Here is a 12,124-nt window from a genome sequence, read left to right on the forward strand (position 1 = left end):
GCCTTGTCCTGATTTAAAGTTAATCCACTATACTTGTTTTCTTTTCAGACGACCTTTGGGCCTATCAGGATTTGTTTTTGCCGAACAGGTTGTCCAATGCCAATGAGCCGCCGCCGGCTGCTGCGAGATAGAGGAACACGAAGCAGAACAATACTGCCGATTCGCCGCCGTTGGCAAGCGGGAACAGCGCCGAACCTTGGGAGGCGTGTGCCATGAAATAGGCAACCGCCATCTGACCGGACAGGATGAAAGCGGCGGGACGGGTGAACAGTCCGAGAATCAACAGGATGCCGCCGACGATTTCCAAAATGCCTGCCACCAGCATCAAGCCTTCGGGCGAGCCGCCGCCCATGGAGGTCGGGAAGCCGAAGAATTTCGACGTACCGTGCAGGAGGAAGAGGTAGGCGGTTACGATACGCAATACGGACAATAAAATAGGTTGGATACGGGCGCAGGTTGCAGACATGGGGTTCTCCTTATCAAAAATGCGGGGTTTAAATGAAAACTAATCTTATCTGTGCAGTATAGATAATTACTGCCGGTAGATATATACTTCTTTTATTGATACAACGTTTCCCTAAAAGAAAACATGGATACCCTGTTCAGCCTCAAAGTTTTCCGCCAAGTCGTCCAAAGCGGCAGCTTCACCCGCGCCGCCGAGCAGCTTGATATTTCCACCGCGATGGCGAGCAAACACGTCAGCCATCTGGAAAATACGATTAAGGCCAAACTGCTGCACCGCAACAGCCGCAACCTCCACCTGACCGAAGCAGGCGAAGAATACTACCGCCAATGCAGCTACGCGCTCGATACGCTCGACACCGCTGCGCAAAAGGCGGCAGGCGGGGCGGACACGCCGCAGGGCATGTTGCGCGTGACCATGCCGCTTTGGTTTGCGGGCAATTTAATCGGCACTTGGCTGGCGGAATACCGCGAACGCTATCCCGAAGTCACGCTCGATTTGGTGCTCGACAACCGCCACGTCGATTTGATTGCCGAAGGCTTCGACCTCGCCTTGCGCGTGGCAAAAACCCTGTCGCCGTCGCTTATCGTCAAGCCGCTGGCGCAAATCCAATTCGTTCTGCTTGCCTCGCCCGAATATCTGGCGAAACACGGCAAACCGCAAACGCCCGAAGAGGTCATGCGCCATCCCGCCATCCTGCCGACCTACACCGACCAGCGCAATTTGGAAATCACCCATCGGGAAACGGGCGAAAAAAGTATTCTGACGCTCAATCCGGTGATTCAAAGCGACAATACGCTGATGATACGCGAATTGGTCAGGGCAGGCGCGGGCATCGCCTATCAGCCGTTGTGGTCTGCCAGACAGGATTTGAAGGAAGGCAGGTTGGTCAGCCTGCTGCCGGAATATCGGGTGCGGACCGAGCAATTAAACGCGGTTTATGTGGACAGGGCGTTTTTGAGCGCGAAGGTGCGCAGTTTTATCGATTTTCTGAACGAGAAGATTTCAGCGGAAGGGGAATGAGGATTGGGGATGAAGGTTGGCAAAAGGTCGTCTGAAAACGGGAAACGGTTTCAGACGACCTTTTGGTTTGTGCGGTGGTTTATTTGACCTGCTGCATGTATTTTTTCAGACGACCCTTGCTCTGCATGGCGCGGTTTTCCAGTTCGTCCACGACGGCTTGCGCTTTGGCTTTGTTCACCGGTTTGCCGACCTGAATCACGCCGCTCATGTTCATCATGCGGTGCGGCGGGCAGGTATAGACGTACACGCCTTCTTTGTCGAGTTTGAGGGTGAAGTCTTTGCCGTCTTCGGAGAGAAAGTCGGCAACACCCTCAGGCAGGGCTTTGCTTTGCACCCAGTGGCCTTTGTTGGTTGCTTTGAAGGTTACGGTGTCGCCGACTTTGGCGTTGACGTAGCCGGGTTCGAACACCATGCTGCCGTCTTTGCCGTTGTCGAGCATTTTGACTTCGTGGTTGGCGGCGTATGCGCCGAGGGAAGCGGTCAGCATCAGGAGGAAGAGGGATTTTTTCATGGAGGGAGTCCTTTCTAAGGGTATAGTGGATTAAATTTAAATCAGGACAAGGCGCCGAAGCCGCAGACAGTACAGATAGTACGGCACCGATTCACTTGGTGCTTCAGCACCTTAGAGAATCGTTTTCTTTGAGCTAAGGCGAGGTAACGCCGTACCGGTTTAAAGTTAATCCACTATAAAAGGTCGTCTGAAACATCAAGCAAAGACATCACCCCTTGTCAATATTCTGTCATTTCATTTTTCGAAAGTCCGCCATGCTGACCATTACCACCTGCCTCGCCTACCCCGAGCCGCCGTCCAACCTGCTGCCGTTGGCGGAAGCGCTGACGCGCGACAACATCCCCACCGCCTTCGCGCCCTGGCAAAACCGCCCAAAATCCGCCTTCATCCTGCCTTTGTGTGCATGGGATTATGCGGCGGAGCCTGAAGCGTTTGGGCAGTGGCTGACCGAAGCGGAAGCGTACGGGCAAAGGTTTATCAACCCCGTCGGGCTGATGCGTTGGAACATGGACAAACGCTATTTGTGCGATTTGGCAGAATGGGGGGCGGACGTGATTCCGAGCATGCAGACGTCGTCTGAAAAAGAAAAATTGGAAGACATTTTAAAAAATCGGGGCTGACGGGAAGCGGTCGTCAAACCCGTTATCGGGCAGAGCGGGCGCGGCGTGGCGAAAATCAGGGCGGGAGAAGTGTCGTTGAAGGCGGAGGATTATCCGCAAGGCGTCATCGTCCAGCCTTATATCCGCGAAATCGAAACGGCGGGCGAAACCTCGCTGGTGTTTTTGGAAGGGCGTTTCAGCCATGCCGTACTGCGTATGCCACCCCAAGGCGAATGGCGCGCCAATTCCGCCTACGGAGTCGCCGTCAGCCCTGCCGCGCCGCCGAAAAAAGCAATCGAAACCGCACGGCAGATATTGGACATGCTGCCTGAAATACCGGCATACGCCCGCATAGACGGGACGCTGATCGGCGACAGGTTGCTGCTCAATGAATTGGAACTCGTCGAACCCGCCCTTTACCTGCATACCGCGGAAAACGCGGTTGCCGATATGGTGCAGGCGGTAAAGCGCGTTATCGCGGGTTGATGATAAAGAATTAATGCAAAAAAGGTCGTCTGAAAACAAAGGTAGCGGGTTTAAACCGTGCTATGCTTGTTTTCAGACGACCTTTTTAGTAAAACTGACTGCGTTCGGCAGTCAACCTTTGATCGGTATTACAATTTGGGCTCCCCCATCCAGACTGCGGCGAGTGCGACGATGGATACCAAACTGATGATCATGATTAAATTTAAAAACAAAATTGACATATAGCCTCCGAAATGTTTGCTGTTGTGTTTATTATTGATACTGCCGTTCGGTATCATGGCGTACCGTAAGGCAGTGGCGGCTTTACGCGGATACCCTTTTATAGTGGATTAACTTTAAACCGGTACGGCGTTGCCTCGCCTTGTTCTGATTTAAAGTTAATCCACTATATTGAACCGCTTTGCCGGGCGGGTAGAATAACATTGTCAGAATAGTTACTTTGTGTATTTACCTAATTTATCAGTAAGAAAAAGGCAATAATTATCAACAATCAATAAAAAGCACTATCACTTCCGGATGTTTTTTATCAAACATGGCTCATTAACAGGAAAAATTTTCCAAATCTCTATTTTTATTTGATTTATGCACAATTTTCATATCCGTTTCCGCCGCACGGCGCTCATAGCCGGTGTGGTATTTTTGCCTTTGGCGGTGTTGATTGCCGTCCGTTTGCACACGCACGGCGGTTTTGAATTTGAAAAACCTTTGATGATGTGGGTCCACCATAACATCGGCGAAGGCTTTTTCCCTATTGCCACTGTTTTGCATTATTTGGGCAAAACCGCCATCGCCGTACCTTTAATCGGCATCGCGGCATGGTGGCTGTATCGTGCCGGCAACCGTCGCGGTGCGTTGTTTTGCGTGAGCGCCGCCTTGATACCGACGCTGAATATGCTGCTGATTAAAGATTGGTTCGAGCGGCCGCGGCCGCTGTTTTGGCCGCGCATGATTGAAGAGACTAATTTTTCGTTTCCCAGCGGACACAGTACCTTTTCCGCCGCCATCGCCGTCATGATGATTATGTTGTGCAACGAGACGCCCTATCGGCGTGTCGCGTGGCTGATCGGCATTGCCTTTGCCCTGAGTACCGGCTTTTCGCGCGTTTATCTGGGCGTGCATTACCCGACCGACGTTTGGGCGGGCTGGACAAACGGCACGCTGACCGCGTTGTTGGTTTATTATTTCGTGTTCAGGGGTCGCTATCTTTCAGACGACCCGGCTGTTTCCCAAATATCCTCCGATGAATAATTTATCGCCCAATACGCCGTTTTGGCTGCGCAACGGTCATGCCGACACCATCTTTGCCAAATTCCTGCAACGCCCCTCCCCCGCTTACAGGCGCGAGTTGTTGCCCGACAGTACCGGCAAAGCACAAGTTGCCTACGATTTTGTCGACAGCCCCAATCCCGACGCGCCGCTGGTGGTTTTGTTTCACGGCTTGGAAGGCAGCAGCCGCAGCCATTACGCGGTCGAGTTGATGCGCGCGGTACAAGACAAAGGCTGGAACGGCGTGGTCGCCCATTTCCGCAGTTGCGGCGGCATCCCCAATACCGCGCCCGTGTTCTACCACTTGGGCGATACGCCCGAAATCGCCTTTATGCTCGACACGCTTGCCGCTCGTTATCCCGTCATTTATGCGGCAGGCGTTTCGCTCGGCGGCAATGCTTTGGCAAAATATTTGGGCGAACAAGGCAGCAATGCGCTGCCCCGCGCCGCCGCCGCCATTTCCGCGCCGGTCGATGCGACGCTGGCGGGTACGCGTTTCGACAAAGGCATGTCGCGCCTGTTATATACCCGTTATTTTTTGAATTCGTTGCTGCCCAAAGCCCGTGACGTTGCCGATTTAAAGAATGCCCATCCCGACCGCGATGTCGCCGCCCTGTTGAAAAAATGCAAAACGCTGGGCGACTTCGACGATACGTTTACCGCGCCGCTGCACGGCTTTGCCGACCGTTTCGACTATTACCGCCGCGCCTCGTGCAAACCTTGGCTCAAAACGGTAGCCGTTCCTTTGCTGCTGCTCAACGCCGTCAACGACCCCTTCCTGCCGCCCGAAGCCCTGCCGAATGCGGACGAAGTGTCTCCGTCCGTCACGCTTTTGCAGCCCGAACACGGCGGACACGTCGGCTTCGTCAGCCGCGACGGGGGTCGTCTGAACCTGCAATGGCTGCCGCAAACCGTATTGTCTTATTTCGCACAATTTGAATAGCGTTCCCGAACGGCTGTCGGCGTTGCGTTGGGATAAATTGGTTGAAACAAAAAAAGGTCGTCTGAAAACCTATATTTCAGGTTTTCAGACGACCTTTTTACTGCTCAAACGGTTGACCGCTCAATCAGTCGTGACCGATATCGACGGTTTTCTCTTTGTAGCGCGTATCGGGGACGAGGACGATTTTTTCGTCCACTTTGCCGATGGCTTTCACGTCTTTGCCCGGATAGTCCAACTGATGCAGGAAGTAGCGGATACAGTTGAGGCGGGCGCGTTTTTTGTCGTCGGAACGGATGATGACCCAAGGTGCGTCGCCGGTGTGGGTGTGGAAGAACATGGCGTTTTTAGCTTCGGTGTAGTCGTCCCAGCGGTCGAGCGACTGGATGTCCACGGGGGAAAGTTTCCAGTGTTTCAGGGGATCGTCACGGCGGGAGATGAAGCGGCGCAGTTGTTCTTCGCGGGATACGGAGAACCAGAATTTGAAGAGGTGGATGCCGCTGGCGACGAGCATACGTTCCAATTCAGGGGTTTGGCGCATGAAGAGCAGGTATTCGTTGGGTTCGCAGAAGCCCATCACGCGCTCTACGCCGGCGCGGTTGTACCATGAGCGGTCGAAGAAGACCATTTCGCCCGCGGTCGGCAGGTTTTGGATGTAGCGTTGGAAATACCATTGACCGCGTTCGGTGGTGGTCGGTTTTTCCAGTGCGACGACGCGCGCGCCGCGCGGGTTCAAATGTTCCATAAAGCGTTTGATGGTACCGCCCTTGCCTGCGGCATCGCGGCCTTCAAACAGGCTGATGATGCGTTGGCCGGAGTCTTTGACCCAGCTTTGCACTTTCAGCAATTCGATTTGCAGCTTTTGTTTTTCTTTTTCGTATGCGGCGCGGCGCATACGTTGTTTGTAGGGGTAATTGGCGGGAAGCGGTGCGCTGCCGGAATCTTCGTCCGTACCGCGTCCTTCGTGTTCCAAAACGGCTTTTTCGAAAACTTGCAACTGGTCTTGCTTTTCGCCCAATTCAACGTTTTCAAATGGTTCTAACTGATGATCTGCCATAGGGTCTCCTTATTGATTAAGTTTGAAATGATATGGTGTGGTATGGTTTGATTCTACTCCTTTGCCCCTCAGCGGACTACATAAAATTACACTGCCCCATTTTTTTCGGCGCGGTCTGCTAATTTGTGTAAAAACGGCGTATAATCAGGCTATTTGCACCACAGCCATGCCCTATTTCGCCCTGTTTGACGATGCCGTAAGCGGCCGCGCAAAACTCTATCAAAATCATGTGGAAAGCCGCCTTTTCCATCATAACGAACTGGATTCGCTGGACGATGCGCTGCAAAAGGGCTGGCAAAAAGGGCTGCATGCTGTGTTGTTTGCAGACTACGAATTCGGTTTGCCGCTGATGGGGATGGATTCCGAACGCGGCGGCAATCTTGCCCTGCACTGGTTTGCCGACTGCGCCGACACCGATGCCGCAAGCTGGCTTGCCCAAAATTCAGACGACCTCCCCGCCGGTATTTCCACGCCGCAATCCTCCGTATCCGAAGCCGATTACCTCGATCACATCCGCCAAATCCACGAAGCCATCCGGCGCGGCGACACCTATCAAATCAACTACACCACCCGCCTGCACCTGCAAGCCTACGGCAATCCCGTCAGCCTCTACCGCCGCCTGCGCCAGCCCGTCCCCTATGCCGTTTTGTCCCACCTGCCCGATGCAGAAGGGGAATCCGCGTGGACGCTGTGTTTCTCGCCCGAACTCTTCCTCAAAATCGGTTCAGACGGCACCATCAGCACCGAACCGATGAAAGGCACCGCGCCGATTTTGGGCGACGGGCAAGACGAACGCCGCGCCGCCGAGTTGCAAAACGACCCGAAAAACCGCGCCGAAAACGTGATGATTGTCGATTTGCTGCGCAACGACCTCGGCAAAATCGCCCAAACCGGCAAAGTGAGCGTACCCGAGCCGTTTAAAGTATCGCGTTTCGGCAGCGTCTGGCAGATGACCAGCACCATCCAAGCCCAAGCCCTGCCGCACATTACCGCCGCCGACATCCTCCGCGCCGCCTTCCCCTGCGGCAGCATCACCGGCGCACCCAAACGCATGAGCATGCAGATTATCGAATCGCTCGAAGCCGAACCGCGCGGTCTGTACACCGGCAGCATCGGCTACCTGAAACCCTGCGCGGGCGGGCTGGGGTTTGAAGGCATATTCAACGTCGTTATCCGTACCTTGTTGCTCAAACCCGCTTCAGACCCGATTTCAGACGACCTTCCATTTTCAGACGACCTAGATAGTGGATTAACAAATCAGGACAAGGCGACGAAGCCGCAGACACAGCAAGGCGGGGAAACGCCGTACCGGTTTAAAGTTCATCCACTATATCAAGGCATATACGGCGTCGGTTCCGGCATCGTCATCGACAGCGACCCCGCCGCCGAATATCGCGAATGCGGCTGGAAAGCCCGCTTCCTCAACGAATTGCGCCCCGCCTTCGGCATCTTCGAAACCATGCGCGTGGAAAACAAGCAATGCCGCCTGCTCGACCTGCATTTAGGTCGTCTGAAAACCTCCGCCCAAGCCCTCAACCTACCCCTGCCCGATGACTGCGAAACTCGAATCCGACAATACATCGCCAAACTGCCCGAAGGTCTCTTCCGCCTGAAAGCCGAACTCGTTTCAGACGGCCTCATCCTCAGCCATGCCGCCACCGCCGAGCTGTCCGCCCCGCAGCGCGTTATCCCCGCCCCGCAACCCCTCCCGCGCCGCGACTACCTGCGCCGCTTCAAAACCACCCGCCGCGCCCTCTTCGACCAAGCGTGGCGAACCGCCGAAACACAAGGCGCGTTCGACAGCCTGTTTTTCAATTCAGACGGCCTCCTGCTCGAAGGCGGCAGAAGCAACGTGTTCGTCAAATACCAAGGGCAATGGCTCACCCCGTCTCTGGATTTGGACATCCTAAACGGCGTCATGCGCCAAGCCGTGTTGCAACAGCCGCAAACCTACTTGGGCGCGGACGCAGTCATCGAAACGCACATCACCCGCGACATGCTGGAACACACCGAAGAAATCCGCCTCTCCAACGCCTTGAGGGGCGTGTTTGAGGCGGATTTGGTCGTTAAAGAATAAAATTATTTCCTGAAAACGGATAAAGCCGACAGGCGGAGTATTTGTGAAACGGGTTATATATCTGAAACTTGAGTGTTCACAAACATGCGCACGGCCTTACCCTCATAACGCTGGTTCAACCACGCCTGTAAGCGTTCGCGGTCTTTGGCAGGCAAAGACTCCTTAAATTCGAGCGAAACCACGACAATATCGTCATGTTCGCCTGTTTCCGATTTAGTATTTTTGCCGCTTTCAGGCTGCTCGGAAACAGGCTCTGTTTGCGCTTTCTCCCAAACCAAGCCGCGTCCGACAACGATTTTTTCCGCTTCCGGATATTGGGCTTTTAATTCCTTGAGTACCGCTGCATCGTCAGCACCGGCGGTATCGGCAGTTTTGCCCGCAAGCACGGTATCGATATAGGCCTGCTGCTCTTTCAGTTCATTTTGCTGCTGAACCGGATTGTTTCGGCTTGCCAGCAATTCTTCGATTTTGGCACCATCCCCTCCCGCATAAACCACGTTCACCTCTGGCTCTTTTACCCCCGACGCATTAAGGCTTTTTTCCAACAGGGCGATGATTTTCTCGGCATTACCCGTTCCGTTGACAATCAGACCGACTTTATTTTCCTTGTAGTTCAATACCTTACGAAGAACAAAAAAACTTTCCTGCTGCTGCGCGGCGGTGATCGCGGCATTGGCTTTTGTGTTGAACAGTTCCTGGCGCACCAGTCCTGATGCCATATAGCCGCTCGGAATCATCACAGCCAACACGACAACAGTAATCATGATACTTTGCAACCGGCGTTTGGATTCCGTTACCAACCCCCTGCGCGGCAGCTTGAGCAGTTTGGAAAACAACAAGGTCGAAAAAGCTATGAACACGCAGTTGATGGCAAAAAGATATGAAGCGCCGAAAAAATATTGCCAGTTGCCATGTGCCAGTCCGTAGCCCGCAGTACACAGGGGCGGCATCAATGCGGTCGCAATCGCCACACCCGGTATGGCATTGCCTCCTTCTTTTCGGGTCAGCGCCACAATGCCCGCACTACCGCCGAAGAAGGCAATCAACACATCCCAAAGGGTCGGCTGAGTACGCGCCAAAAGCTCGCTTTGCGCCTCTTTAAGCGGGGTTAATAGAAAATACAGTGTAGCAGTAACCAAACTGATGGCAACGAATACCATAATATTGCGCACCGCTTGGCGGATCAGCGCAGTATCGCCCACCGCCAAACCGTAACCCATACCGACGATCGGCCCCATCAACGGGGAAATCAACATCGCTCCGATCACTACCGCCGTGCTGTTTACATTTAGACCGATACTCGCCACAGCAATGGCAAACATCAATACCCACATATTCGTTCCGGACACCCGAGTATTGGCACGGATAGTGGCATCGATCTTATCGGGATGAGCTTGGTCATGCGCAAGATTGAACACATCTTGCAACTTGGTCATGGCACCCTTGTCTTCTTGTTCCTGCTTTTCTTGTATTTCCTGATTTTTACTTTCTTCCTGATCTTGCATGTGCGTATCCTAAAATTTTAATATTTTATTTTAAATATCTAATTCATAGAGAATTTTTGAGTAATGAAATAATGCCTTGCCATTACGGCTAAATCTGACAGGCACAATTCTCGCAATATATTAGCATACGTACGCAAATTTCCCCCGCCGGACGGGGAAGGGACAAGTTGCCTTGCGGCAACGAGTAGCGTGGGCTTTGCCCACGAAAGCCACCGTCTGACAACCGCAATCATCCAACAACCAAATCAAACAACAGCCGAATTGGCGTTCATTTTGTGGGTAGAACCCACGCTACGCATTGCTGCCGTATCCGTTTTCAGACGACCTTTTATCTGCTCACTCCTCCTATTTCCACCACCCGCTACTCAGCGAAAAAAATACCGGGTCGTAATATTTCGGCAGTTGTTGCGGGATACCGAGGTTGTTGCGGTAAACGACGCGGTAGCGGTCGGCGTACCAGGCGGGGACGATGATGTATTGGTGGCGGATGGTGCGGTCTAGTGCCCGGGAGGTGGTTTTCAGCTCTTCGCGGTTGGTAAAGCTGCCGAAATGTTTGAGCAGTTTTTCGACTTCGGGGCGGCACACGCCGGCGAGGTTTCGGCTGCCGGGGATTTTGGCGGCTTCGCAGCCGAAATAATCGTATTGTTCGTTGCCGGGGCTTTCGCTGTTGGCATAGACGGTAATGGTCATGTCGAAGTCGAAATCGTTGAGACGCCTTTGATATAAGGCGGGGTCGGTAACGCGGATGTTCATGGTGACGCCGATTTTGGCGAGGTCGCGCTGCCATTTGGCGGTAATGCGTTCGTAGTTTTTGGATGCGGTCAGGAACTCGAAGGTCAGGGGTTTGCCTTGGCTGTCGGTCAGTTTGCCGTTTTTATAGCGGTAGCCTGCTTTTTCCAAGAGGGAGCGGGCTTTGAGCAGGTTGGGGCGTATGCCTGTTTTCGGGTCGGTTTGAGGCGGTTCGGGGACGGGTTGGTTCAGGACGGCGGGATCGAGGGTGTTGCCGAGGGACTGGAGCAGTTTCAGTTCCGCGCCTTGCGGTTTGCCTGTCGCCGCCATCTCGCTGTTGGTGAAGAAGCTGTTGCTGCGGCGGTATGCGCCGTAGAAAATGCGCGCGTTGATGCTTTCAAAGTCGAAACTCTCGACCATCGCCTGCCGCACGAGGATGTTGTCGAACGGGACGCGGCGCATATTCATAACGAAGCCCTGCATGCCGGCGTTGCTTTTCTGCACCCATTCGTGTTTGCCCATGCCGCGTTTGGCGAGCATTTCGTCGGAATAGCCCCGCGCCCAGTTTCGGGCGACATTTTCGTAAACGAAGTCGTATTGTCCGGCTTTGAGGCCTTCAAGGCGGACGCTGTTGTCTTTGAAATATTTGAAGCGGACGGTGTCGAAGTTATATCTGCCTTTGCGGGTCGGCAGGTTTTGCGCCCAGTAGTTTTTGTCGCGCGCGTATTCGCTCATGCGCCCGATGTCTGCTTTGACGAAGCGGTAGGGGCCGGAGCCGATGGGCATTTTGTTCGCGCCTTTTTCCAGCCCTTCGGGATAACTTTTATGCGAAAATACAGGCAGTTGTCCCAAGACCATGTGTAATTCGGCATTGCGCTGTTTGAAGCGGAAAACGACTGTCCTGTCGTCGGGCGTTTCGACTTTGGCAACATCGCTCCAGTATATGCGGTAGGAGGGGTCGGCGGCTTTGTCTTGGGTAAGCAGGCGGAAGGAGGCGGCTACGTCTTTGGCAAGGACGGGATCACCGTTGTGGAATTTGGCTTTCGGGTTGAGCCTGAATGTTGCCGATAGCCCGTCTTCGGCAAGTGAGAAGTCTTCCGCCAATAGTCCGTACATGGAAAAAGGTTCGTCCCAGCTGTTGTCCGTAAGCTTGTCCACGGTCAGATTGAGGACGCCGGCTTCTTTGTCGCCTTTGAGGGTAAACGGGTTGAACGTATCGAAGCCGCCTTGTATCGGTAGGGAAAACACACCGCCTTTAGGCGCGTCGGGATTGACGTATTCGTAGGCGCGAAAGTCGGCGGGATATTTCGGCTCCTGCCCCAAACCTAAACCGTATGCGGCAAAAGCGGTGGCAGTGGAGAAGGAAAGCAGGAGGAGGAAGAGGGTTTTCATAGGGTTTCAAACCGAGCAGGACGATGAAGCCCGATTATAGCAAAAGGTCGTCTGAAAACCGTTTTCAGACGACCTT

At 53.8% G+C, this 12,124-nt stretch carries 9 protein-coding genes and 2 pseudogenes; 6 read left to right on the forward strand and 5 right to left on the reverse strand.

The genetic code is table 11. The annotated features are described in order from the left end of the window. Positions 1 to 64: 64 nt before the first annotated feature. Positions 65 to 466 carry a DoxX family protein gene (locus tag HMPREF3277_RS08575; protein WP_070860510.1) on the reverse strand — a complete coding sequence of 134 codons (402 nt, stop codon included), beginning with the start codon at positions 464 to 466 and terminating at the stop codon, positions 65 to 67. Positions 467 to 589: 123 nt separating this feature from the next. Here HMPREF3277_RS08575 and HMPREF3277_RS08580 point away from each other — a divergent pair, with 123 nt between their 5' ends. Beyond that, positions 590 to 1,486: a LysR family transcriptional regulator gene (locus tag HMPREF3277_RS08580; RefSeq protein ID WP_003755720.1), complete on the forward strand. Its 897-nt coding sequence runs from the start codon at positions 590 to 592 to the stop codon at positions 1,484 to 1,486. 79 nt (positions 1,487 to 1,565) lie between these two features. Here the strand turns inward: HMPREF3277_RS08580 and HMPREF3277_RS08585 are convergent, their stop codons facing one another. Further along, on the reverse strand, positions 1,566 to 1,997 hold the full coding sequence (locus tag HMPREF3277_RS08585) for a plastocyanin/azurin family copper-binding protein (RefSeq protein WP_070870814.1): 432 nt from the start codon (positions 1,995 to 1,997) through the stop codon (positions 1,566 to 1,568). Between the two features lie 21 nt (positions 1,998 to 2,018). Between HMPREF3277_RS08585 and HMPREF3277_RS15360 the strand changes: the two are divergent. The 4 genes and pseudogenes from HMPREF3277_RS15360 to HMPREF3277_RS08605 form a co-directional block, all read left to right on the forward strand. Then, positions 2,019 to 2,081 (forward strand): annotated as a pseudogene (locus HMPREF3277_RS15360) (transposase); the annotation flags it as partial. Between the two features lie 170 nt (positions 2,082 to 2,251). Further along, a pseudogene (locus HMPREF3277_RS08590) lies at positions 2,252 to 3,082 on the forward strand (glutathione synthetase). A gap of 582 nt (positions 3,083 to 3,664) precedes the next feature. Further along, positions 3,665 to 4,330 (forward strand): phosphatase PAP2 family protein, encoded by a 666-nt coding sequence (locus HMPREF3277_RS08600; RefSeq protein ID WP_070603001.1) that lies wholly within the window; start codon positions 3,665 to 3,667, stop codon positions 4,328 to 4,330. Then, complete coding sequence (locus HMPREF3277_RS08605; protein WP_070870816.1) at positions 4,323 to 5,291, forward strand: YheT family hydrolase; 969 nt, start codon at positions 4,323 to 4,325, stop codon at positions 5,289 to 5,291. The genes HMPREF3277_RS08600 and HMPREF3277_RS08605 overlap by 8 nt, the downstream gene beginning before the upstream one ends. A 124-nt stretch (positions 5,292 to 5,415) precedes the next feature. Here the strand turns inward: HMPREF3277_RS08605 and ppk2 are convergent, their stop codons facing one another. Next, positions 5,416 to 6,345, reverse strand: a complete 930-nt coding sequence (gene ppk2, locus HMPREF3277_RS08610) for a polyphosphate kinase 2 (RefSeq protein ID WP_070870818.1) — start codon at positions 6,343 to 6,345, stop codon at positions 5,416 to 5,418. A gap of 166 nt (positions 6,346 to 6,511) precedes the next feature. On the opposite strand from ppk2, the gene HMPREF3277_RS08615 reads away from it, so the two are divergent. Beyond that, positions 6,512 to 8,422 carry a bifunctional chorismate-binding protein/class IV aminotransferase gene (locus tag HMPREF3277_RS08615; protein ID WP_070870820.1) on the forward strand — a complete coding sequence of 637 codons (1,911 nt, stop codon included), beginning with the start codon at positions 6,512 to 6,514 and terminating at the stop codon, positions 8,420 to 8,422. Between the two features lie 53 nt (positions 8,423 to 8,475). On the opposite strand, the gene HMPREF3277_RS08620 is transcribed toward HMPREF3277_RS08615, so the two are convergent. Both HMPREF3277_RS08620 and HMPREF3277_RS08625 read right to left on the reverse strand, forming a co-directional pair. Further along, the gene (locus HMPREF3277_RS08620) at positions 8,476 to 9,927 is read right to left on the reverse strand and encodes a TIGR00341 family protein (RefSeq protein ID WP_003755754.1); all 1,452 of its coding nucleotides are present in this window, start codon (positions 9,925 to 9,927) and stop codon (positions 8,476 to 8,478) included. A 345-nt stretch (positions 9,928 to 10,272) separates the two neighbouring features. Next, positions 10,273 to 12,048, reverse strand: a complete 1,776-nt coding sequence (locus HMPREF3277_RS08625; protein ID WP_070870822.1) for an extracellular solute-binding protein — start codon at positions 12,046 to 12,048, stop codon at positions 10,273 to 10,275. Between the last annotated feature and the right edge of the window lie 76 nt (positions 12,049 to 12,124).

This window comes from Neisseria sp. HMSC70E02 (genome assembly GCF_001838645.1).
Classification (GTDB): Bacteria; Pseudomonadota; Gammaproteobacteria; order Burkholderiales; family Neisseriaceae; genus Neisseria; species Neisseria macacae.